This window comes from Limosilactobacillus panis DSM 6035, from assembly GCF_001435935.1.
GTDB lineage: Bacteria > Bacillota > Bacilli > Lactobacillales > Lactobacillaceae > Limosilactobacillus > Limosilactobacillus panis.
In genome coordinates this window covers 1-24,379 of sequence record NZ_AZGM01000110.1, presented here as the reverse complement: position 1 = coordinate 24,379, position 24,379 = coordinate 1, and the positions used below count along the sequence as shown (strand labels likewise).

Sequence of the window (24,379 nt, the reverse complement as noted above, 5' to 3'; positions counted from 1 at the left end):
AGATTGAGGAAGGGAAGAATAATATGCAAAGTCGGCGCGAAGTTCAACGGGCCCATGATCGTGGATCGGCCCTGCGAACGCTTCGAAACATTATCATTGCCATTTTGCTGGTCCTCCTGCTCGGCTGGAGCATTTTTGCAGTTAGCAACCAGCCGCGGGCAGAGGCCAAGCGGCAGGCAACCCGGATGGCTGAAAAGTATGCCCACTTGCAGCATCCGCAGCACTTTTACATCTATAACCGGGAAAGCACCTTTTACACGGTTACCGGAAAGAACCGGAGTGGTCAACCCATTATGGTGATTGTCCCGCAAAAGGGTGGCAATATCCGGGTTCTGAAGCAAAACGCGGGGCTCTCTGCCCAGCAGGTTCGGGCAATGACCAGCCGCAACCGACGCCCAACAGAAATTTTGAAAGTGGCACCCGGGGTGTTTAATGATAAGACCGTCTGGGAAGTTACCTACCGTAATAAGAAGGGTAACCTATGCTATGACCTGATCAACTTTAAGACTGGTCATTACGTTCAAGAAATTAATAATTTGTAGCTGAAGTTGGGAAAAAGTATTAGAGCGTTCCGTTTGGCTAGTATAGGAAGGTCGTTGGCACGGAATGAGCCGGCGATTGTCCTTAGCTAGACCTGGAGCGCGCTTTTTTTCCGTGATTATTGTGTAATGAGGGTGGGGAAAGGCTGCGGTTCTTTTTCATCCTCTTCATTAATTTATGAAATAACTTTAAGGAGGGAGATTATGGCAGAAAATTCTCTGCAGCGGTATTTACAAGCGGGGGAGACCTCGGTGAGCAACATCCTGCTTCACCACTATAAGGAAATTGGCCTGACCACGTCCCAGCTGGTCCTCTATTTACAGTTTAAGTCCTACCAGGACCGCGGCAATGCGAGTCCAGATATCCGGCAGATCGCCAAGAACCTGGCAACTTCCGAAGTCCAGGTGTTTGACCAGCTCCACCAGATGGTTATGAGCGGCCTGGTTGACCAGCAGATGCGCAAGACAAACGACGGTAAGGAAGAAGCGGCCTACGACTTTACACCGCTGATTAACCGTCTGGCCGTCTTTGATGACCAACAGGCTACCCAACATGTCGAGACGACGGCGGCAAATAGCCGGATGAAAACCTTCAACTCGCTGGAGGCCGAATTTGGTCGGCCACTTTCTTCGATGGAGATGCAAATCGTCAACGACTGGTTGGATAAGGACGGCTATTCGACCGAGATGATCAAGTTGGCCCTAAAGCAGGCGGTCTTGAATAGCGCCCTAAGCCTGAACTACATGGAACGGATCTTGCAGAGTTGGGACCGCCAGGGTTTAAGAACCCGCCATGATATCGAGCAACACGAGCGTCAGTTTGAGCAGCGGCGGGGGCAGCAGGAAAGCGCCACCAGCAACAAGCGCCAGCGAAAGAAGGGGCCCAAGATCCCAATCTACAAGTTGGGCGAATAGAGTTTGAAAGGGGAATAAAATAATGGAGTACAAGTCATCACATGCGGTCATGAAGGGGATGGGCTGGGCCGGACTAGCCTCAGTAATGTGGGGGATTTCGGGGACCACCCTCCAGCTGATCTCCCAAAACTTGGCCATCCCAGCAACCTGGATGTTGTCGACCCGGACCTTGATCACCGGGTTTATCCTTCTGGTCCTGAGTTTTATTATTTACGGCCGGAAGACCTTTAACGTCTTCAGGTCACGGGATACGGCCATCTCGGTGGTAACCTATGCCATCTTTGGGTTAATGCTGAACTTACTGACATTCTACTTTGCGGTTCAGACTGGGAATGCTTCGGCGGCCACAATTCTTCAGTACCTTTCACCACTGTTTATCGTCTTGGGGAACATCTTTATCATGCGGCAGCGGCCCTTCCAAAGTGACATCATCGCCTTCGTCCTAGCGTTGATTGGGGTGGTAATGTGCATCACTCGGGGAAACCTGACGTCGCTAGCCTTGCCGTTTATTTCGGTTCTTTGGGGCCTGGGGTCCGGGATTACGGCAGCCTTCTACGTTGTCTTACCCCGGCGGGCATCAGCGAAGAATCCGCCCCTGGTGGTTCTCGGTTGGGGGACCATGATTGCGGGGGCCCTCTTTAACCTCTACCGGCCAATGTGGGTCAACCCGCCGCACATTTCCACGACCCTGGTCCTGTCAGTAGGGACCGTGATCCTCTTCGGGACGATCCTGCCGTTTGGCCTGCTTTTGCACGCAATTAACTTTGCCCCATCCGACGTGATCAGTATTATGGATGCCCTCCAGCCAATCGTTACGTCAGTTTTGAGCGTAATCTTCTTCCACCTTCATTTGAACTGGGTAGAGATCACCGGGATTGTCATCGTGTTGGTTGCCATCTACATCCTGCAAGATGGACGGCGGCGTAAAGAAATTTAAATAAGAATAAGCTCCAGCCTTCGGACGCTGGAGCTTATTCTTTATGGTGGGTAAGGAGGAAGCTACCCTTTAAACCCAAAATGTCCCGTGTGATGGATTTCGTCACACGGGACATTATTTAATCTTCGGCTAACGAGCGCCTGCAGCCTGTGGATTAGCGGCTGGCTGTTGGGCACTACCGCCATTAGTATTACCACTGTTACCAGCATTGCTGTTGGTATTGTTGTTGCCACTGTTGCCATTGCTTGAGTTACTATTAGCGGTTGTATTCTGGTTCCGGTTGTTACCATCCTGGTCTTCATTGCTAAAGACGGAACGCGAAGTAACCATCGAATCAATGGATGATGAACCACTGCGGTCGCTACTGCTGCGACTGCTGTCGTCGTCATCACTGCTTCCGCTATCATCATCGATTGCAGCGTATTGGAGGGCCCACTTAGAGTCCTTGATCACTAGCTGCCGTTTACCATTTACCCGGACCGCTTCAACCGTATCTGGCATCTTCCAGTCACTAGCATGGTTTTGACTATCAAGGTATTGCATCAGGTTCCTGTAAAGAATCTGGGCATCGGTTGTCGAGGATTCAGCAATTGGGCTTTCCGACATTGGGTGGTCATAACCAGTCCAGACGGCAATCGAGTAGTTCTTAGTGTACCCTGCCATCCAGGAATCCATGACACCGGACTTGCCGCTACCACCTGGGTAGTTCGTTGTCCCGGTCTTCCCAGCCTGGTTGACCCCGTCCAAACGAGCGGCCGTGGCACTACCTTGAGAGTTAGTGAAGACCCCTTTGAGCATGTCGGTCATCATGTAGGCCGTTGCCTTGTTCATTGCCCGGTGGCCGGTGGAACTGTAATGCTTGACCGCGCCATCCTGGGTGGTGATTGATGAAATGTAGAACGGCTTGTGGTAAATCCCACCGTTAGCGAAGGCCGCGTAAGCAGCGGAAACCTGAAGTGGTGAAATGTACAGGGCAATCCCACTTTGCAGGGTGTACGGTTTCTTTTGGGAGATGCCGAGACCCTTTAAGAAGGTCGTTGCCCGTTTGATCCCGACTTGTTGCAGGGTCCGGATAGCCGGGACGTTCCGTGATTGCACGAGGGCAGCCCGCATCGTCATCGTTCCCTTGTACTTGTTATCAAAGTCATGCAGGGCGATGCTGGTGCCAGGGTAGTAGAACTTGGTATCTGAGACGGACTTGAAGGTTGGCCACTGCAGGTATTCGATTGCCGGACCGTAGTCCATTAATGGCTTGGCAGTCGAACCGGAACTCCGGTTAGTTTGGACCGCCCGGTTAAGGCCGTAAATAACCTTACCAGTGTGACGGCCACCAAGCATGGCAACAATCTGACCATTGTGGGGGTCGGTAACGGCTACCCCAGCCTGCATCGTTGGACTCTGGAAGGATACCGAGTTGTTGGCCAGGTCGTATAGCTTCTTTTGAGCATCCAGGTCAAGGTTAGTGTGAACCTGTAAGCCGTCGTTGTACGGGTTGTAACCCTTGGCTTCTAGGTCAGCTAAGACCTGCTTGATGTAAGGGTCAACAACCTTTTCGTTAACGTTAACGTCCCCGCCGGAAGTGTTTCCATGGTGGGGGTCCAGGTCAGCGGTGATGCTGTCCTTAGCCGCGTTGTCGGCCTGCGATTGGGTAATGTACTTACTCCGCACCATTGCGTTTAGGACTTCGTTTCGCCGTTGGGTCGCCGCCTGGGTGTTGGTCGACAACGGGTTATAGTAGGTTGGTGACTGCGGCATCCCGGCAAGCAGGGCCAGCTGAGACAGGCTCAGCTCGTCCAGGTTCTTACCATAGTAATATTGAGCCGCCGTTTGCATACCGTAGACCCCGTTACCCATGTAAACCTTATTAATGTAGAAATCGAGGATCTGGTTCTTACTAAAGTGGCGCTCAACGTTGATTGCCAGCCAGGCTTCCTGGGCCTTCCGCTTGAAGGTCCGGTCCGAGGCCGCAGTGGAGAATACGGAAAGTTTAACCAGTTGTTGGGTTAAGGTACTTCCCCCTTGCATTCCGTCGGAGTGACCAAAGATGTTTGAAGTGGCCGCTCCCATGATCCGAATCGGGTCAATCCCGTGGTGTTTGTAGAAGCGCCGGTCTTCAATAGAAACCACGGCGTGCTTCAACGTTGCTGGGACCTGACCATCTTTGGCGTATTCCCGTTTTTGCAGACCAAGGCGGGAGATAACCCGGTTTTGGTCATCATAAATCGTGGTCCCGTTTTGACTAGCCAGTTCACTCTCGCTGATCTTTGGGGCACTAGAAGCATAGTAGAAGAAGAGGGCCGCACCGGCGACAATCAGTAAGACGATTATCCCGGCCACCCATAACAGGATCTTCTTGATTAAGCCCCCGCTACGCTCGTCATCAAAATCTTCTTGACTCGGTTGATGCCGGTCGCCACGGGTCGGTTGATCATTATTCGACATGATAGACTCCTTTGTTCTTCGCAGCGATTATCTGATCGACTGCTTTGAGATATGGTAGGCGGGGGTTCAACTGGTAGCCAATTTGAAAGCCCGCCTTTTGAATGTCGGTCAGCAGGATTGATTTCCGACTGCCACTGGCCTGTTCATCCCAGTACTGGAAGAGAATGCTTGCCGGCAGTAAGTAGACGAGGTCAAGCTCCGTGAACTTAATAAAGGCAAAACAAATTCCGCCCTGCTTAACACACTCACGCATATGATGAATCTGGTGGGGATGAAAGTTCTTCAAAGGAAAGGACTGCTTATTGCGGGTCTCCTTGGCATCGAAATCGATGTAATACCCCTTGTAGACACCATTGTAATCGGTCGTCGATGGGCGCCTGAAGTAGGCCTCCCGAATAACCGCCGCACTCCGCTTCGGGTAGTCGACTTTGACTAGCTGAATGGGCGTCGGCTTTTTATGAATAACTGCAATGTGACGACTCAAGTAGTACTGATTACTATGGTTGATTTCATCCTCGAGCGACATCCCCCGCTTGGCATAAATTGACTGGTGGGGGGTCGGTAAATCCCGCTGGGCGTGATATGATTGATGGGGATGCTGGCCATTGGGATAGTGAATAGTCAAGGTGCTCACTCTCCTAACTAGCAATATATTATACCAGAATATTGATAAACTGATTGATACAGAATTGTTACGGAGGTAATTTTATGCGCCGCTTGTGGGTAACCGGCTACCGTAGTTACGAGCTCAACACTTTCAAAGACGATGACCCTAAGGTTTTGGTAGTCAAACGGGTCCTAACTGCCCGGCTAAAAAGCTACTTAGATGAAAGCTCGGACGAATTTTGGCTGATCACCGGGCCCCAGCTGGGGACGGAGCAGTGGGCAGCAGAGTGTGCTCTGGACTTGCGGAAGGACTACCACCAGCTCAAGGTGGCCATTATGTTGCCGTTTGCTGACTTCGCTGGTAAGTGGAACGCCGCCAACCAGGCTAAGCTGGCCACCCTCCGCGAACGGGTTAACTTCTCTAAGGAGGTCACCACAAAACCGTATGAGTCACCGGAGCAACTCCGCCTGTACCAGCAATTCATGATTACCCATACCGACCGGATGCTGATGGTGTATGACCTTGACCACCCGGGGAAGCCTAAGTACGATTACCGCTTAGCGCAGAAGTATGGCGAAAGTCAAGACTACCCCCTGGACCTAATTGACTTCGATGAGCTTCAGGAAGCGGCCCTTGAATGGGGTGAGCAGGAACGTGAAAAGAAACTGGCGGAGAAGGGGTACTAAAAAAATCCTTGCAATCAAGGCAGGTTTTGGTAAGATAGTTATGTATTACGCAAACTAAACAATTGAGGTGTTCAAAGTTGGGTAACATAAATTATACTCCACAAGATATTTTGCATAAGCAATTTAAAGAACGCAGCATCGGTAAGGGTTACGATATGGCTGATGTTGATGAGTTTCTTGATAATGTTATCAAGGACTACGACACCTACAACAAGGAAATCGACCGTTTAAACGATGAAAACGAGCGGTTAAAAGCTAAGGTTGACGAACTCAACCGGCAAGTTGAAGTTGGCGCCACGATGAATACCCGGTCAGCTAACCAGCAACCCGTTTCTAACGCCACCAATATGGATATCTTAAAGCGGCTTTCCAACCTGGAACGCCGGGTATTTGGTTCCCAACTGGGTGACAACAACGGCAACGACGATTCACACTTGCTTTAGTGCGCGTTATCAAATATAATAAGATTTTGCAAGCTTTGGGTAATTGAGCGCAGCTTTTGTTGCGTTAGGAAGGTCCATGCTCGCACAGGCTGCGATGCCTGTAGTGTTTGTGCTCGCTGAAAAAATAAGGCGGGGCACCGGCATGTCCGGTGACGGCGGAAAAAACGGCTAAGGTTTTACTATGCCCGAGTATTCCTGAAAAGTGCCACAGTGACGATACAGCAGGGGAAACCTTGCTGGTGGAACGCGGTAAACCCCTCAAGCGGTAAACCCAAACTACGGTAGGGGAGCTTTGGATAGCAAATTGAAGCGATTCCAGGGGAGAGTTTTTTAACTCTGAGATAGATGATTACCTCGGTCCAACCATTGCCTGGTGGTTGGGCTACGACAAAACATGGCCTACAGATGCTTGCAAACAGGTGAGGCTGGGAGAAGACTTTGTTTTCTCACCAGCCTCTTTTTCATATCCGAGTGTTACACAGTAATCGCGGAAAAACCAATAGGCTTGCTCCGCTTCGAAGCGCGCTCCTAGTGTCTACCGCCGCGCAGCAAGTCCATTGATTACGGACAATCGCCGGCCCGTTCCGTGCCAATGATCGTCCCATACTAGCCAAAGGCGCGCTCTGATGCTTTTTTCCAGCTTCTTTTTTTAGTTTTAAATTTCTGCCAGTCCTTGACTTTTTTCACAAAACTGGTATCTTATAGTCAATCAATGTCCTTTAAGTTAGTCCCGTGAGGCTAGTAAGGTTCGGCTATAATAACGCGAGTACCAGATAAGACCCTGGTATTAGTGAACCCCTAGACGAAACGGCTTTGTCTAGGGGCTTTTCTTTTGGGGCATGATCAAAAGAGGTGTAATGATGAACAAACAGATTATTGACGCAATGGCAATGAAGCGAGCTTTGACCCGAATTACTTATGAAATCATTGAACGGAACAAGGGCTTTGACGACCTGATCCTGATTGGGATTAAGACCCGCGGTGAATTTCTTGCCCGGCGGATTGCGGAACAGATGGCCAAACTCGAGAATGCCCAGATTCTAGTGGTTCCCCTTGATATCACCGGTTACCGTGACGACTTGCAAAATGACCAGGTGGCAAAAGAAAGTAAAGTCACCACGAAATTGCCGGTCAACATTGATGACAAACAAGTCGTTTTGGTTGATGATGTCTTTTTCACCGGCCGGACAGTGCGGGCGGCAATGGATGCCCTGATGGACCAGGGACGGCCCCAAAGCATCCGGGTGGCGGTTTTGATTGACCGCGGCCACCGGGAAATGCCAATCCGGCCTGACTTTGTTGGCAAAAACGTTCCAACATCCAGTGAGGAAAAGGTTAAGGTCAACATGACCGAAGTTGACGACCAGGATGACGTTGAACTAATTAACTTGAATAAGTAACCATTAATTTTGCTACAGAGAGGGCAGCATGGTTACTTCTCCTTAATATAGGTGGAGAAGACCAGACTGCCCGGAGCAAGAGCCCCAGGCTTTTTTATTAAGGAGAATCAAATCATGACTGAATTTGTTAAGTTACCACACTTTGTAAGTGTTGAAAATTTGGGTGTTGACCGGATTAATACCCTGATCAAGCGGGCTGAATATTTTAAGAACGGTGGTGCAAGGCCCCAGCTAAAAACGCCCGTCTACGTCACGAACATGTTCTTTGAGAACTCAACCCGGACGCATACCAGCTTTGCAATGGCCGAAAAGAAGCTGGGCCTTACCGAAATCCCCTTTGACGCCGCCCACAGTTCGATGAGCAAGGGCGAGACCCTTTACGACACTTGCCTGGTGATGAATGCGCTGGGCGTTAACCTGTCCGTCATTCGGGCAAGTCAAAACGCTTATTATGAACCGCTGATTAACCACCGTGCCGACCAGCACCTCAACTTGGGGATTGTCAATGCCGGTGACGGGAGCGGCCAACACCCATCCCAAAGCCTCTTAGATATGATGACCATCCACGAGCACTTCGGTAGTTTCAAGGGCTTAAAGATTGCCATTGTTGGTGACATTACCAACTCCCGGGTTGCCCGGTCCAATATGGAAATCCTGACGCGGCTGGGAGCTGAAGTTTACTTCTCCGGTCCCGACTACTGGTACGACCATGCCTTTGACAAGTACGGTAAGTTCTGCCCGCTAGACGACTTGGTGGACAAGGTTGACGTGATGATGCTTTTGCGGGTGCAGCACGAACGGCATGCCGGTGACGCTAACGAAAGCAAGTTTGACGCGGCTAAGTACCATGAGAAATACGGAATCAACCATGACCGTTATAACCGGCTGAAGGACCAATGCCTGATTATGCACCCCGGTCCGATCAACCACGACGTCGAACTTGCCGGTAACCTGGTTGAAGCACCCAAGTGTGCCTTCTTTAAACAAATGCAAAACGGCGTCTTCATGCGGATGGCAATGTTGGAAGCAGTTGTCCGTGGTCGTCACCTGGGAGGTTTGGAATAGATGAAAATTTTAATTCAAAACGGCACCGTCTACGTCAACGGTCGGCTGATTTGCGCCGATGTCTTAGTTGACGATAATATTATCGAAGCCATTGGCAATCTTCCCGACCTCGCTGACGAGGTTGGTCACATCATTAACGCCAGCGGAAAGCTGGTAACACCTGGCCTGGTGGACGTTCACGTTCACTATCGCGACCCTGGCCAAACGCAAAAGGAAACAATCAAGACCGGGACAGCAGCTGCCATCCACGGTGGTTTTACCACGGTCGGGGCAATGCCAAATGTTGACCCTACCACTGATACCCCTGAACGGGTGGCCCACATGGTCAAACGTAACCAGGAGGAGGGCCTGGTCCACATTGCCCAGTTTGCAACGATCACAACCGGGCGGCAGGGTGACCAGCTGGTCGACTTTGCAGGCGTCAAGCGCGCCGGTGCCTTTGCTGTTTCCAACGACGGGAGTGGGGTGCAAACTGCGGGCACCATGTACAAGGCGATGGAAGGTGCCGCTAAGGCGGGTCTCCCGTTAGCTGCTCACGTGGAAGACAACTCCCTCCTTTTTGGCGGCGTAATGAACGAAAGTCAGCGGGCAAAGGAATTAGGCTTGCCCGGCGCACCGAGCGTGTCTGAATCAGCTCAGGTTGCGCGTGACCTGGTGCTGGCTAAGGCAACCGGGGTCCACTACCATATCTGTCACGTTTCAACTAAGGAAAGTATTGAAATGGTCCGCTTCGCAAAGCAGCAGGGGGTCAATGTAACCTGTGAAGCCACTCCGCACCACCTCTTGTTAGCCGACAAGGATATTCCAGCAGGTAACACCAACTACAAGATGAACCCGCCGCTGCGGCATGAAGAAGACCGGCAGGCGTTAATTGCGGGCCTGCTTGATGGGACGGTCGACATGGTTGCAACGGACCACGCTCCCCACACCGTTAGTGATAAGCCGAATGACTTTACTAAGGCAGCTAACGGCATCACGGGAAGCGAGACGGCTTTCTGTGAGCTCTACACGAAACTGGTCAAGACCGGGATCTGCCGCCTTACGCAGCTGCTCGACTGGATGACAGCCAAGCCGGCCGACCTCTTTGGCTTGAAGGATGCGGGACATTTAGAACCCGGTAAGCCGGCTGACATTGCGATCTTTGACCTTGACCACCAATTTGAGATCAAGCAAGAAGATTACCGATCCAAGGGGATCAATAATCCCTTTACTGGTGACAAGGTCTATGGTGAGACCGTCTTGACGATGGTCGACGGCAAAGTGGTTTACGAACGAAAGGAAGATTAATGATGGAACGCTACCTTGTACTAGAAGACGGCAGCGTCTACGCTGGTGAGGCATTTGGCGCGGACCGCTCAACGCTTGGTGAAGTGGTCTTTACGACGGGGATGACTGGTTACCAAGAGGCAATCACTGACCAGTCCTACGCTAACCAGATCCTGGTATTTACCAACCCCTTGATTGGTAACTATGGGGTCAACCTGGATGACTACGAGTCATTGCAGCCCCAAATCAAAGGAGTAGTTTGTCACCGGGTCGCCCGGCGCCCCACCAACTGGCGAATGCAAGATACCTTGCCAAATTTCTTAACTCAACGAAAGGTACCGGGAATTCAAGGCATTGACACCCGGGAACTGGTGCGCAAGCTTCGCCAACACGGGACATTGCGCGGGGCAATCGTTGACAACGTGGCCGACCCGGACAAGCTCTTGAAGAAGATCCAAACTGCCCACCCAACCGCGGGGATCATCAGCCAGGTTTCAACCAAGTCACCGTACCCGAACCCCGGGACGAAGCGGAATATCGTCGTGATTGACTTTGGAATCAAGCACAGCATTCTGCGCGAACTGGCGGAACGGGAATGCAACGTCATTGTCCTGCCGTACACCGCCACGGCGGAGGAAATCTTGAACCTCAAGCCCGACGGTATTCTCTTGTCCAACGGTCCTGGTGACCCGGAGGAGATGACGGACGCCGCAAAGATGGTTGCCGAGGTAGAAAAACACCTGCCGCTGTTTGGCATCTGCATGGGGCACCAAGTCTTTGCCCTCGCTAACGGTGCGAAGACCTACAAGATGAAGTTCGGCCACCGGGGCTTTAACCACCCGGTTAGAAACATTGCTACCGGTGAGATTGACTTTACCTCCCAGAACCACGGGTACGCGGTTGATCCGCAGTCAATTGACCAGGACAAGCTGCTGGTGACCCATGTCGAAGTAAATGATGGCACGATTGAAGGGCTACGTCACAAGCAGTACCCGGCCTTTTCAGTTCAGTTCCACCCGGACGCTGCACCGGGCCCCCACGATGCTGACGGCTTATTTGATGACTTTATTAGCATGGTAGACCAGCAAAGGAGTGCACGAACGAATGCCTAAACGGACAGATATTCACAAGATTTTAGTAATCGGGTCTGGACCGATCATCATTGGTCAGGCGGCTGAGTTTGATTATTCTGGAACCCAGGCCTGCTTAGCATTACGGGAAGAGGGGTACGAGACCGTTCTCGTTAACTCCAACCCGGCAACAATCATGACGGATAATGAAATCGCTGACCACGTTTATATCGAACCCTTAACGGTTGAATCTGTCTCCCGGATTATTCGGAAGGAATACCCGGACGCTATTTTGCCAACTCTGGGAGGTCAGATTGGCCTGAACCTGGCCGTGGCCCTTTCCAAGACGGGGCTGCTAGATGAATTGCACATTGAGCTCTTGGGGACCAAGTTAGACTCCATCGATGAGGCGGAAGACCGGGAAAAGTTCAAGGAACTGATGCAACGGCTCCACGAACCCGTGCCGGCCTCCCAAACCGTGGAGACGGTTGACGGTGCCCTGAAGTTTGCCCACCAGATTGGCTACCCGGTAATTGTTCGGCCGGCCTTCACCATGGGTGGTACCGGTGGTGGAATGTGCCACAATGACGAGGAACTGAAGACGATTGCTGCCAACGGGTTAGACCTTTCACCAGCTACCCAATGTCTGATTGAAAAGTCGATTGCCGGTTACAAGGAAATCGAGTTCGAAGTGATGCGCGACGCCAGCGATAACGCAATGGTGGTTTGCTGCATGGAAAACTTCGACCCGGTCGGCATCCACACTGGGGACTCAATCGTCTTTGCCCCGAGCCAGACCCTTTCGGACCGGGAATACCAGATGCTGCGGGACTGTGCCTTGAAATTGATCCGGGCCCTCAAGATTGAAGGGGGCTGTAACGTTCAATTAGCGTTGGACCCGAATTCCTACCACTACAACGTAATCGAGGTTAACCCCCGGGTATCCCGGTCCTCGGCACTGGCTTCTAAGGCCACTGGTTACCCAATTGCCAAGATGGCCGCTAAGATTGCGGTTGGCCTGACTTTAGACGAGATCAAGAACCCGGTTACCGGAACAACCTATGCCGAGTTTGAACCGGCCCTCGACTATGTCGTTTGCAAGATTCCGCGCTGGCCGTTTGACAAGTTCACCCGGGCCGACCGCCGGCTGGGCAGTCAGATGAAGGCCACCGGGGAAGTCATGGCGATTGGCCGGGCCGCCGAAGAGGCCCTGCAAAAGGCCGTGCGGTCCCTAGAAATCGACCAGAAGGACCTCTTCTCTGTTCCAGCCCACAAGGCCACGGATACGGCCCTAGAAGACAAGTTGGTGCACGCCGAAGACGACCGACTCTTCTACATTGCGGAAGCTTTCCGTCGCGGTTACACGATTGACGATGTCCACGAGCTGACTAAGATTAACGACTACTTCTTGGACATCGTTCTCCACCTGGTCCAACTTGAAAAACAAATTCAGGACAAGCCGGCGGACCTGGCAACTTTGCGGTTAGCCAAGAAGTACGGCTTTAGTGACCAGACGATTGCCAACCTGTGGAAGACGACGGCAGATAAGGTTCGAGCAATGCGGAAGGATAATGGAATCATCCCAGTTTATAAGATGGTTGACACCTGCGCGGCAGAGTTTGACTCATCCACCCCGTACTTTTACAGTACTTACGACCGGGAAAACGAGAGTCACCGAACTGGCAAGAAGTCAGTGCTCGTCATTGGCTCTGGCCCGATTCGGATTGGCCAAGGAGTCGAATTTGATTACGCGACTGTCCACTGTGTTAAGGCCCTCCAGTCAATGGGCTACGAGGCAATCGTCATGAATTCGAACCCGGAGACGGTTTCAACTGATTTCTCCGTTTCTGACAAGCTCTACTTCGAACCGCTCACCTTAGAGGACGTTATGAATGTAATCGACCTCGAACAACCAGTAGGCGTAATCGTTCAGTTCGGTGGCCAGACGGCAATTAACCTGGCGGCCGGATTGGACAAGAACGGGGTCCAAATCCTGGGAACCAGTGTTAAGGACCTTGACGCGGCGGAAGACCGGCGAATCTTTGATGAGATTATTAAGAAGCTTGAACTGAAGAAACCAGTTGGCCTGACCGCCACGACCCACCAGGGAGTGATCGAGGCAGCCGAAAAGATTGGCTACCCGGTATTGGTACGGCCAAGTTATGTCCTGGGGGGCAAGGCAATGGAAATCGTATACAACGAGGACGAACTGCGCCAGTACCTGAAGGAGAATGCTGACGTGGCCGCTGACCACCCAATCTTGATTGATGCCTACCTGGAAGGCCGCGAATGTGAAGTCGACGCCATTTGTGACGGGACCGACGTCTTGCTGCCGGGGATCATGGAGCATATCGAGCATGCTGGGGTCCACTCGGGGGACTCGATGGCGGTTTACCCACCACAAAGCTTTGACGACGACATCAAGCACCAGATTGTTTCGGCCACTAAGAAGTTGGCAATTGCCCTCAAGTGCAAGGGAATCATGAACATTCAGTTCATCATCCATAACCACGAGGCCTATGTTCTGGAAGTCAATCCACGAGCTAGCCGGACCGTACCGTTCCTTTCTAAGATCACCGGAATTGAGATGGCCCAAGTCGCTACCCGGGTAATCCTCGGTAAGAGCCTGGCTGACCAGGGTTACCACGATGGCCTCTACCCGGAGAGCAAGATGATCCACGTCAAGGCGCCGGTATTTAGCTTCAATAAGCTGGATGACGTTGACGCTTACCTGGGACCCGAGATGAAGTCCACCGGTGAGGTCATGGGGTCCGACCAGACCTTTGCCAAGGCCCTCTACAAAGCCTTTGCCGGGGCCAAGATGAAGCTGCCGGACAACGGGAGCGTCTTGTTAACCATCGAAGATAACGACAAGCAGACCATCCTGCCACTGGCCAAGCGCTTTGTCCTGATTGGCTACCGTCTTTTGGCCACTAAGGGGACGGCAGATTTCTTGAAGGACAACGGCCTACATGTTGAAACCGTTGGTAAGATTGGTGAAGATGATGGTGACAAAAACATTATCCGGGTCATCAAGGATAACAAGGTTGACCTGGTGATCAACACGATGGGTCACGACTATGCCAAGAATTCCGATGGCTTTATCATCCGGCAGACGGCAATCGAGCATAATATTCCTCTGCTGACGGCGCTAGACACGGTGGGGGCCCTTCTTCGGGCTTTGGAAAACCGGTCATTCTCCGCAACCGCCCTTTAAAATAATTAAAAGTGGTGTCACCGGACTTCAAGGGGTCATTAACGAAAGCCTTCATAAAGTAAAAAAGTCCTCAGTGGGGCTTTTTTACTTTATTGTTAGACATGTCTAATAACTTTAAGGTGGCTTTTAGGATCATGAGGAAGGCCGGGTTAACCCCAGTTAAAATTAATGATTTTTGCGCCGACTTTAGTTATACTGGATTAAACCTAATAGAGGAGTGACTTTTTCATGGAAATTACAATTAATGGTGAAGCAAGACAATTAGTTGGCAACCCGCCAGCAGTTGGTGAAGAATTTCCCCACTTCAAGGTTTATGACAAAAATGATGAGAAGATCAAAACGCGGCAACTGCTGGGAAAGGTTACGTTACTAAGCGTTGTGCCAAACATTAATACCCCCGTTTGCAGTATTCAAACTAAGCACTTTAATTCAACGATGGACCAGTTCCCAGACGTTAACTTTTTAACGATCTCGACCAACACGATTGAAGACCAGCAAAAGTGGTGCGCTGCCGAAGGTGTCAAACACATGCAGCTGGCTTCTGATAAGGACGAGTCCTTTGGCTATGAGTCCAAACTGTTGATCCCAGATGAAGGAATCCTTGCCCGGTCGGTCTGGATCCTCGATCAGAATGGCAAAATCGTTTACCGCGAAATTTTGAAGGAACTCACTGATGAACCAAACTATGATCAAGCGTTATCTGAGTTGAAAAAGTTAGTCTGACAATGAAAGCACCTGATAAAGGCAAGCTCATATAAAGGTACATTCAATGTTCGGATAACACCAGAACTTCATAGAGATTTAGTTAAATATGCTGACGATAATGAGGAAACGTTAAATGCGGCAGTAACGACTGCCATTGAGAACTTAATACAAGTTAACTGAAAAAATTTTAAGTAGCTCGCGCCGGTGAATTCGGTGCGGGCTGCTTTTTATAATCTGCTGAATAAACACATTGGGCTCACGGTTGGGAGTTCAATGTTAATACTCGCCGTTTGTAAAATTAAGTTAGAAAAAGGCCATTTGTGATAGACTTTTGAATAACCACAAACAAAAGTAAAAGAACATCACAAATGACCTATAGACATCTTACCACACGTGAATTAACCCTCATAGCTGATTTGGAACTAAAACCTATCAAACCGCCAAACTTCTCAAGCGTAGTCAGGAAACGATTTATCGAATTTATCGTTTCCTTAATGGCGGTAAAACCATTGAACAATAACTTGAAAAATACCAGCGTAATAAACGTCACTGTGGTCGAAAACAAGCTCAGTTACCCCAAAATGAAGTTGAGTATATTAACGACCAAATTAAAGCTGGCTGGACACCGGATACCATTATTGGTCGTAAGGAACATGCCATTAGCTGTAGTATGCGGACTCTTTATCGGATGTTTGCTCGAGGACAGTATAATTTCAATGCTCAACAGTTACCGATGAAGGATAAACGTCACCCCAATGGCTATGTCGAACGACGTGGTAAGGCTGGTCAGCTTGGACGCAGTATCTATCAACGTTATCAAGACTTCCCTCATGACCAGGATGAGTTCGGTCACTTTGAAGCCGATACTGTTCAAGGCAAAGCCCATCGTGGAGCTGTCATGACCTTGGTAGAACGTCAATCCAAAGTCATGATTGTTCTCAATGTTCATCGCAAAACTGATGAAGCAGTTAATTGTCACTTAGATAAATGGCTTTCAAAAATGCCCCGTCACTTGGTTAAGTCAATTACCTTTGACAACGGTAAAGAATTCGCTGGTTGGCGTGACATCGCTAATAAGCATGACATTCATACTTATTTTGCGGAAGTCGGGGCACCCAATCAACGTGGACTTAACGAGAATAATAATGGCATTTTACGCCGTGACGGTCTCAGTAAACGATTAGACTTCCGCAACCTACCTGATGAATTAATTACCCAACTCATGTCATACCGTAATCGAATTTCACGGAAATCACTTCACTATCGCACACCTGTTGAAGTATTCATGAAGAATATCACAGATGAACAGCTTTCAACATTTTTCTAATTTAAATTGACATTTCAGGTTTACTAATATCTAGTGCCGGGGTTCATAAATTAAGTGCTTATTCATAAATTCTTCAATCCCATAACCACTTAATTCACGGCCATAGCCGGAATGCTTGACACCACCAAATGGCAGCTCAGGAAGAGAAGCCCAGCCGTCATTAATCCAACTCATCCCAGTTTCAATCTGTGCGGCCACTCGTTCAGCATGCTTATAATTACTGCTGAAAATGGTGTTTCCAAGGCCGTAACTAGAATTATTTGCTAGTGCAATTGCTTCTTCTTCAGTGTCAACTTTGTAGACGGAAGCAATCGGGCCAAACATCTCTTGGTCAAAGATCGGGTTATCTGGCGTGATGTTAGTTAAAATAGTTGGCATAAAGAATTGGCCAGGGAGGTCGACTGGTTGATTGCCATAGTATACTTTAGCGCCGTTTTTAACTGCTAAATCAACCTGTGCTTGCAGCTTATCCTTTGCTTTCTTTGAAGAGAGTGGTGCTAAAGTAGTTGCAGAGTCGAGTGGATCACCCATTTTGACCTTGCTAAATGCATTTTTCATAATCTTTAAGAAGCGATCATAGTCCTTGGCCAGAACGATAAAACGCTTTGAAGAGGTGCATACTTGGCCAGCATTGTATAACCGGGCTGATGGGGCCACTTGTTCAACTAAATTCCAGTCCGCATCGTCAAGAATAATGAAGGCATCGTTACCACCAAGCTCCATTGTGTTCTTCTTTAAACTTGCACCGGCTTCCTTAGCAACCGCGGCACCACCACGTTCGGAACCGGTTAAGCATACTCCAGCAACCCGCTGATCAGCGATGGCTTTACTTACCTGGTCGTAGTTAAGGAAGAGATTTGTCAAACTGCCTTCTGGGGCGCCAGCGTCCTTTACAGCATCGGCAAAAGCTTGGGCAGATGCTGGGCAATTGGAGGCATCCTTAAGAATCATCGGATTACCAACAATAAAGTTGGGAATGAATACTCGGGCAATTTGGTAAAATGGGAAATTCCATGGTTCAACAGCTACCAGGATCCCTAATGATTGCTTGATTACTTTGGCCCGACCACTCGTGGTGGCAATTACGTCCGGGGACAAGAATTGGTCAGCGTGGGCAACATAGTAATCACAAAATGAAGCACAAAGGTCGACTTCCCCCTCGGCCTTGCTAAGTAGCTTTCCCATGTCTTTGGTCATAATGGTGGCAAAGTCCTTGCGGTGTGCCCGTAAAATCTCTGCTAATTTTAAAATAACTTTTTTACGTTCTTCTAATTGATCGTTATTACGCCAGCTTAGGTAAAGCTGGTGAGCAGTCGCTAATGATTGTTCAAGTTCCTCATCACTTGTATTTTTAAAAGTTTTTTCGACTTCATTTGTATATGGATTGACAGTTTGATATGCCATAAAATAGCCTCCTTAATGAAGTGCTTTCATTTTAAATCAAACTATTAGACCAAGTCAAAAATTATTTTTAATAAGATTGCTAATTTGTACGAAATGATAAGTTAATAATATAACAATATATACTGATATAATCGGAAAGATAGTGTAAAACAAGGGATTACTAAGATACCTGTTTGTGGAGCCAATAACAGTTAGACCAATTAGTGAAAAATAATTTTTGAACTTCAAAGAGATGTGTCAACTGAAGCTTTTTATTATTCGCCCATGTAGTTATGCATCAGGTCATCTGACGCTGCTTTGAGCGTTAAGTAGTCAATGTTATTAGTGAAGAGCATTACCATTTTCTTGGTTCTGTAGTTGGCAATAAAACAGCAGTTATAGCCGGGAATACTCCCGTTAGCACGAATAATATCGCCACCGAAATATACGCCGCCGAAGTAGGCAACCTCTTGGCTTTTAGCTTGTTGGTAAAACTCCGGTAACTTTTTCGGGTTGCTTAAAAAACATCATTGTAGACAAATGTCCAGTAGTCGTTTGGTGACATGAAGAGGTTCCCAGCTCCAAAGTTCGAAGATGTCGTAACGGTGACCTGGTGCCAATCAACGGCGGGGTCCGTCGGTTGCGGAACCTGGCCCTGCGCAACTTCAGAAAAATCTTTTATTTGGCGGAGTCGCAGGGGCTTAGCAAAGTTAGTGTGAAGATAGTCATTATAGCTAGCGTGTGTTTGTTTGCGAATGATGGCCGCCAACAGCTCATAGTCAACGTCCTGGTAATCCCAGGTGTGGACGTGATTGTTCCGTAAGTGTTTTAACATATAGGCAATCTGCTGCTTTTCACCCGTTAGTGGAAAGGGCGGACGGTCGTTATTAACAAGACCACTGGTATGGTTCATTAATTCACGGATAGTAATATCATCACTACCATCGACTTGTGGAAAATAATGGTGCAAGGAGGTGTCCCAGGCTAGCTTTTTTTGTTGCTTTAATTGGTAGATGGCGGTTCCCGTCATGATCTTTTGGAGCGAAGCAATTGGGAAAAGCTGGTCTGCGGTAACAATCTCCCGTTTATTGGTGGTTTCGCGATTTGTTATCGTAACTGCCTTGCTCCCTTTACCATTAACCAACATTACACCGTTAATATGGTGCGACTTCAAGTAATCCTTGAGTTAGCTTTGCGTTTGTTGGTCAACTGGAGCGGCGTTGCTTTTTGATTGAGTGAATACTAATAATAACGTTAAGGGAATGAGGACTAAAAAGGCAAATAAGTTAATTTTTTTCATAACTTGACACCTCGCCTACTAGATTACTATTAGTATGAACTTATTTTACTGATTGGACAAGGAAAGTAACCGCTGTCAAAAGTGGTTGCTTTTAAGAAGAAAAGGGGAGCGTGACAGAAGTCATTTATGACTTCGTTTTCACGCCCCCGCGAGCGCAAATAGGGCTCCAGAGTTCGGTTATACCGGACACTGGAGCCCATTTGCGTACCGCGCTGTTCGTATTTGAACTTGGTAAAAGTACTTATGTCACAGCCCCTTATTTTTTTGCTTGCTGTTCTTGAACGTTTACTATTAAGTTATTAGTATCATAGCGGAGGAAATTGAGGGCTGCAAATTGAATTTGGGCTTATTAATTTAGCACTCCCCAGAAAGAAAACTAATCAATGATTTCATTACTTGTAAAGACTTATAAAAAGTTATAAAATATTTTCAAAGATATAAAAAGTTATAAAATAAGGTGGACGATAATGATGAATAATCCATTTAATCCCAGTTTTGGGACTGTACCGAGTGTCTTTCTTGATCGTGATTCTCTTTCTCAGCGAGTTATTACTGAATTAAACAGCGGTAATTCTCCATTTCAAACATCATTGATTTATGGTCAGCGTGGTGCAGGGAAGACAACACTAATGACTGACGTTGCCAATGAACTAGAAAACAGTAGTAATTGGCAAGTAGTTAATTTAGTGTTAGACGATGATTTACTTGGTTCACTAATTGCGCAATTACGAGAAAAGCTGGTTACTCTTAAATTATTCAGTGAGGTCGATTTAAAAATCGAATTTAAAGGAATTCAATTTAATACCTCGATGGGTAACGATAACAAAGAAGCAAATTTTCAAACTATTTTTCACCGTCTCCTAACAAAGTTTACGCAAAAAGGAATTAATATTTTAATTACAATTGATGAAGTGAAGGCAACTCCGCTTCTCAGAAAATTAGTTAGTTGCTATCAGGTAATGTTGCGTGATAACTTACATGTTTCATTATTGATGGCAGGACTGCCAGAAAATGTTTCTGAAATTCAAAACGACGATGTGCTGACTTTCCCTTTACGCGCTAATCGAATAACGCTTAATCCATTAGATGTTGAGAGTATTAAAAATAGTTATGCTCGTATTTTTAAGGAAGCTGGATACCAGTTAGATATTCCAACGGTTATCTATATGACTAAGCAGACAAAAGGGTTTGCGTATGCTTTTCAATTATTAGGGTACTGGGTCTGGAAATCGGCGGATGAGCAGGACAATACTGTAATCACCAAAGAGACGATTGATCGGGTCCTAGAACAATATATCAGTGATCTTTTCCGGAATGTGTATTACAAGGTTTACCATGAAATGACAGAAAAGGAACGACAATTTGTACAAGCAATGGTAAAGGTTGGACGTCCAAAAGTTAAGGCACAGGAAATTGGTCGTGAGATGGATAAGAAACCCGGTTATATTTCTGTTTACCGTCGAAAGTTGATTGATGACCAAGTTATTATGCCGGCAAGTTATGGTTATGTGCAATTTATGTTGCCGTATTTTGACCGCTTTATTGAAGAACAAATAATGCTGGATGAATTTTAATTTTCTTAATTATCTTGGGTGAATTGATCAAAAGGGGCCAAACATAATTATAGCTGAGGTGAACGTGATGAAATGTAAAACAGTTAAGGCCCGCAGACAAGGAACCTCAATGCCCCCTAACAATCCCAGCACAATTCAGTATTCGCTAATTGTAAGTAATGCTGATATCGAACATGATCGTAAAATGAAGTCCTTTAAGTCCGATCAGCTACTCATCGAAGAAGACATGAAAAGGCGCTTTGAAAAGTTCAGGTTATTATTAGAGTAATTTTTAATAATACTGCAGAAATGAAAGTAACATTCTAAAATTATCAAATAAAGTAAACAGATTTAGGCTATTGGCAAAGAGTTGGTGAATTAGTATGAATGTTCTTATTATTGGTGATTTTCCATCCAAGACAAAGCAAGAAATTTATAAAGCTTTCCCTCAAGAATAGCAAGTTCACATTACAGATTTGCAATCCGCATCATTATACTTATCAACTGCAGAAGCAAGTGGCAAAAGGAGATAAGATAAACTGTCGTTCTTTAAGAAGCTGATGCTTACTTTTGCTAAAACTAAAGGGGAGTGAGACAGAACTAGCTTGCTAGTTCGTTTTCAAACCCCCGCAAGCACAAAGGGGCTCTAGCGTTCGGAGAATCCGAACACTAGAGCCCCTTTGTGTACTGCGCTGTAGCATTTTCAACTATATAGGAGACTTATGTCACACCACCTTTAATATTACTTGTCTAATTGCTGTTTTTTAAACTTTTGTAGGTTAGCAGGAGTTGGGTTTAGGTTAGCCCACTTTTGCGATAAGAATTGATCGTTAAGTTTATACTTGGGGGTCGGCTGCTTATTGCTGATAAAGCGGTTGCTGACCTGGTCAAACTTAACCCAACCGGCCCAGCCAATGTGGATGGTATCTTCCATGAAAGAAGTCTTGCCACCGTCACGGGAGAGGTCGAGGACGTTAGTAAAGCCTTGTTCCTTTAATTGGAATTTGATCTTGGCAACGGTCCGGTAATACATCTGCATATCCAGTCCAGTGAACTTTTCCCACTTAGCATTAACCGGTGGGATAACAAACAGAACGTTAGCATTGGTATTCTTGAACTCATTAAGGACCACTTGCAGGTCGCCATATTCCGGTGACTTGGTGTAGTTGAAGTTCTTTTGTGACCCGCCAAGGTGCTTTTCATCGGGCTTGATCCGCTGGGTATAGAAGCTGTTCTTGACCCGGAAACGGTTATTGGTTGTGTCATGTTCACCGGTCTTAACCGCATCCTGGTATAAGGTATTGTAGTTGTAGTGCTTTGGTAACTTATCAATGTTGGGATTGATGTACTTCTGGTAATTCTTATTAATTTGGAATCCTGAGAACAGCGCATCTTCGTGCTGGAGCAGGTTAACCCGGGTATTGATAATGAACCGGTCCCAACTATTAAGTGCGTGACCAGCCGCAATCTTCCGAGCAGCAGCGCCTACGGTCCCATCTTTACCAATCAAAGTTAGGAGACGGCGGGCAATATAGCGGTCATATGGTGACTTAGGGTTGGCTTTTTGCAGCCAAGTAAGGTTAGCATATGAGCCGTTATAGTACTTAAAAGCAGGTGCCTGTACACCCTGTTTGGTAAACCACTGGGGCGAGATGATATAAACCGCCTTTTCGTCAGTCATTTGGTTTTCCATTGAATTAATGTTGAAAAACTGTGGCAATGACTGGGTTCCCCGCGATCCAAAGAGGAAGGGAGTGTAATTGTGGTAACGAGCAGCCATCACTGATGGGTGATAGCGGTCCATCCGCCGGAGTTCACTGGAACCAAAGAAGGGTACAAACTTGGTCTGCTTATCACTGAGGGCCTGTTTCTTGATTGATTGGTTTTTGAAGACAACCGGACTCAAAGAAACCGCTGCCTGCTTTTCCATCGCAGTGGAATGACGATTTTTAATCGGCAGGGAGAAAAGAATAATCACCAGGACAAAGGCCAGGATAACCGGGCCAAAAATGGACCACAGCTTCCGGCGATTATGCATTTTGAAGCTCCTTTACCCGTTGTTCAATCTTTTCAATGGTGTTCCACTGACTCCGATCGAATTCGGAAACAGGAACCTGAACGCCGAATTCATCTTGGAGACCTAGGAGCAGGCTAACGGTAGCCATGGAATCCAGGAGACCGCTAGTGAATAAGTCTTGGGATGCATCGCTAAAGTCAGCAGCGTCCCGGCCAGTTGCGTCAGCTAAAATTTTAATGATTTGTTCTGGCATAATAATAATCCTCCTAAATATGGTCATGGTTAGCTAAAGAAATAAGTGTTTAGGAAACCACTGAAAATCAAAAATGTAAACATTACAAAGTTAAAAGTGATAAAAATAGCAATTCCTGTCGTCAGCTTGTTGTGGGGCAGATTAGGCAGGTGATTACGCTTGTAACGCAGCCACCAGTCATTGACGACCAGGGCAATCCCGTGCAGGAAGCCGTACAGGATATAGTACCAGGTAATTCCGTGCCAGAAGCCCATCAAGACCACATTTAACATGTAAGCCGTTGATGAGAGGGCATTGCGGTTCTTAAACCACCGCTTCTTAGTGGCCATAAAGACGAACCGCATGAAGATGTAGTCCCGGAACCAGAAGGACAGGCTAATATGCCAGCGATTCCAGAATTCCTTGATGTTCTTTGACTTGAACGGCTGTTTGAAGTTCATCGGTGACTTAACACCCATAAAGTAGGAAATCGCCACCGCAAAGAGAGAGTAACCGGCGAAGTCAAAGAAGAGGTAGAAACCGTAAGTGTACATTACCCCCAGCATATGCCAGGAGAAAACGCTGTGGTCGGCTAGGGCCATTCGCTCAAAAAATGGGTAAAAGCGCTGACCAAAGAAATAGCCGATCACGAACTTGTACAAGAATCCTAGGAAGAGGTAAAAGATCCCCTTGCTGACCAGGCCGAGGTACTCATCACGGTCGGGCACCTTTTGGTAGTCCTTTTCAAAACGCCGGTAACGGTCGATTGGCCCGGAAGTAATGGTTGGCATAAACAGAATAAAGCGAATGAACTTCCACGGGGAAATCTCCTTGATCACCCCATCACGTGTTTCAATCACGGTGCCAACTGCCCGGAAAGTCAGGTAAGAGATTCCGAGGAAGCCCAGCAAGGAGTTATGCCCCACCATTGCCGGCGATAACTTGACGATTACCAGGGGCAAGATGGAAAGGGCGGAGATCAGGTAAAAGATCCCACTCCCGTTCTGTTTCTTCCGGTAGTTGGTGTAAAACATTACCAAGCAGGTTTCATAGATGACGTAAACAATCAAAGAAATTCCTTGCTGCCAGCTACTGCCATCAAACATCAAAAAAATGAAGATGAAACTGATCAATGCTTCGTACCAACTGAACCGTTTCCCAAAGTAAAGGCCAATCCCCAATGGTAAGATGGCAAGGATTAAATACTGAAACTTGAAAGCCCAGAATTACGGTAATTGGCCGTGATCCTGAGCTTCCTCACTATAAAAATAGAAA

Annotated in this window: 19 protein-coding genes, 1 other RNA gene and 2 pseudogenes; 15 read left to right on the top strand and 7 right to left on the bottom strand. The window is 47.7% G+C overall.

The window, feature by feature from the left end:
• Nucleotides 1-23: 23 nt before the first annotated feature.
• The 3 genes from FD32_RS06960 (at nt 24) to FD32_RS06950 (ending at nt 2,391) form a co-directional block, all read left to right on the top strand.
• Entirely contained in the window at nt 24-542 is a 519-nt protein-coding gene (locus FD32_RS06960) for a cell wall elongation regulator TseB-like domain-containing protein (RefSeq protein WP_047767306.1), read from the top strand.
• Nucleotides 543-743: 201 nt separating this feature from the next.
• Nucleotides 744-1,454 (top strand): DnaD domain-containing protein, encoded by a 711-nt coding sequence (locus tag FD32_RS06955; protein WP_047767304.1) that lies wholly within the window; start codon nt 744-746, stop codon nt 1,452-1,454.
• A gap of 22 nt (nt 1,455-1,476) precedes the next feature.
• A complete protein-coding gene (locus FD32_RS06950) occupies nt 1,477-2,391 on the top strand; it encodes a DMT family transporter (RefSeq protein WP_047767302.1) in 915 nt (304 codons plus the stop codon).
• 129 nt (nt 2,392-2,520) lie between these two features.
• Here FD32_RS06950 and FD32_RS06945 read toward each other — a convergent pair whose 3' ends face one another.
• Together FD32_RS06945 and recU are read right to left on the bottom strand one after the other, a co-directional pair.
• Complete coding sequence (locus FD32_RS06945) at nt 2,521-4,833, bottom strand: PBP1A family penicillin-binding protein (RefSeq protein WP_047767300.1); 2,313 nt, start codon at nt 4,831-4,833, stop codon at nt 2,521-2,523.
• Nucleotides 4,823-5,458, bottom strand: a complete 636-nt coding sequence (gene recU, locus FD32_RS06940) for a Holliday junction resolvase RecU (RefSeq protein WP_047767297.1) — start codon at nt 5,456-5,458, stop codon at nt 4,823-4,825. The genes FD32_RS06945 and recU overlap by 11 nt, the downstream gene beginning before the upstream one ends.
• Nucleotides 5,459-5,541: 83 nt before the next feature.
• Here recU and FD32_RS06935 point away from each other — a divergent pair, with 83 nt between their 5' ends.
• From FD32_RS06935 to FD32_RS06895, 11 genes and pseudogenes are all read left to right on the top strand, one after another.
• A complete protein-coding gene (locus tag FD32_RS06935; protein ID WP_047767295.1) occupies nt 5,542-6,126 on the top strand; it encodes an SLOG family protein in 585 nt (194 codons plus the stop codon).
• Nucleotides 6,127-6,203: 77 nt separating this feature from the next.
• Complete coding sequence (gpsB, locus tag FD32_RS06930) at nt 6,204-6,569, top strand: cell division regulator GpsB (protein WP_047767293.1); 366 nt, start codon at nt 6,204-6,206, stop codon at nt 6,567-6,569.
• Nucleotides 6,570-6,600: 31 nt separating this feature from the next.
• Nucleotides 6,601-6,976, top strand: an RNA gene (gene rnpB / locus FD32_RS09895) — RNase P RNA component class B.
• Between the two features lie 453 nt (nt 6,977-7,429).
• The gene (pyrR, locus tag FD32_RS06925) at nt 7,430-7,969 is read left to right on the top strand and encodes a bifunctional pyr operon transcriptional regulator/uracil phosphoribosyltransferase PyrR (RefSeq protein WP_047767291.1); all 540 of its coding nucleotides are present in this window, start codon (nt 7,430-7,432) and stop codon (nt 7,967-7,969) included.
• 114 nt (nt 7,970-8,083) lie between these two features.
• Nucleotides 8,084-9,034, top strand: coding sequence for an aspartate carbamoyltransferase catalytic subunit (locus tag FD32_RS06920; protein ID WP_047767289.1), 951 nt, complete (start codon nt 8,084-8,086; stop codon nt 9,032-9,034).
• On the top strand, nt 9,035-10,321 hold the full coding sequence (locus tag FD32_RS06915) for a dihydroorotase (protein ID WP_047767287.1): 1,287 nt from the start codon (nt 9,035-9,037) through the stop codon (nt 10,319-10,321).
• Nucleotides 10,322-10,323: 2 nt separating this feature from the next.
• Nucleotides 10,324-11,412, top strand: coding sequence for a glutamine-hydrolyzing carbamoyl-phosphate synthase small subunit (carA, locus tag FD32_RS06910; protein WP_191980288.1), 1,089 nt, complete (start codon nt 10,324-10,326; stop codon nt 11,410-11,412).
• A complete protein-coding gene (gene carB / locus FD32_RS06905) occupies nt 11,405-14,587 on the top strand; it encodes a carbamoyl-phosphate synthase large subunit (RefSeq protein WP_047767283.1) in 3,183 nt (1,060 codons plus the stop codon). The genes carA and carB overlap by 8 nt, the downstream gene beginning before the upstream one ends.
• Before the next feature lie 228 nt (nt 14,588-14,815).
• Nucleotides 14,816-15,310 carry a thiol peroxidase gene (gene tpx, locus FD32_RS06900; RefSeq protein WP_047767282.1) on the top strand — a complete coding sequence of 165 codons (495 nt, stop codon included), beginning with the start codon at nt 14,816-14,818 and terminating at the stop codon, nt 15,308-15,310.
• A 12-nt stretch (nt 15,311-15,322) separates the two neighbouring features.
• A complete protein-coding gene (locus tag FD32_RS09890) occupies nt 15,323-15,472 on the top strand; it encodes a toxin-antitoxin system HicB family antitoxin (RefSeq protein WP_082126017.1) in 150 nt (49 codons plus the stop codon).
• A 188-nt stretch (nt 15,473-15,660) separates the two neighbouring features.
• A pseudogene (locus tag FD32_RS06895) lies at nt 15,661-16,619 on the top strand (IS30 family transposase).
• Between the two features lie 30 nt (nt 16,620-16,649).
• On the opposite strand, the gene FD32_RS06890 reads toward FD32_RS06895, so the two are convergent.
• Both FD32_RS06890 and FD32_RS06885 read right to left on the bottom strand, forming a co-directional pair.
• Nucleotides 16,650-18,023: an NAD-dependent succinate-semialdehyde dehydrogenase gene (locus FD32_RS06890; protein WP_047767280.1), complete on the bottom strand. Its 1,374-nt coding sequence runs from the start codon at nt 18,021-18,023 to the stop codon at nt 16,650-16,652.
• Nucleotides 18,024-18,277: 254 nt separating this feature from the next.
• A pseudogene (locus FD32_RS06885) lies at nt 18,278-19,176 on the bottom strand (serine hydrolase domain-containing protein).
• 593 nt (nt 19,177-19,769) lie between these two features.
• Between FD32_RS06885 and FD32_RS06880 the strand changes: the two are divergent.
• Nucleotides 19,770-20,876, top strand: coding sequence for a P-loop NTPase family protein (locus tag FD32_RS06880; protein WP_047767278.1), 1,107 nt, complete (start codon nt 19,770-19,772; stop codon nt 20,874-20,876).
• A 721-nt stretch (nt 20,877-21,597) separates the two neighbouring features.
• Here the strand turns inward: FD32_RS06880 and dltD are convergent.
• From dltD to dltB, 3 genes are read right to left on the bottom strand one after another with little or no spacing between them, the layout of a single operon-like run.
• Nucleotides 21,598-22,893: a D-alanyl-lipoteichoic acid biosynthesis protein DltD gene (gene dltD / locus FD32_RS06875; protein WP_047767270.1), complete on the bottom strand. Its 1,296-nt coding sequence runs from the start codon at nt 22,891-22,893 to the stop codon at nt 21,598-21,600.
• Complete coding sequence (dltC, locus tag FD32_RS06870; protein WP_047767268.1) at nt 22,886-23,125, bottom strand: D-alanine--poly(phosphoribitol) ligase subunit DltC; 240 nt, start codon at nt 23,123-23,125, stop codon at nt 22,886-22,888. Before dltC ends, dltD begins: the two co-directional genes overlap by 8 nt.
• A gap of 29 nt (nt 23,126-23,154) precedes the next feature.
• Nucleotides 23,155-24,303, bottom strand: coding sequence for a D-alanyl-lipoteichoic acid biosynthesis protein DltB (dltB, locus tag FD32_RS06865; RefSeq protein WP_047767266.1), 1,149 nt, complete (start codon nt 24,301-24,303; stop codon nt 23,155-23,157).
• Between the last annotated feature and the right edge of the window lie 76 nt (nt 24,304-24,379).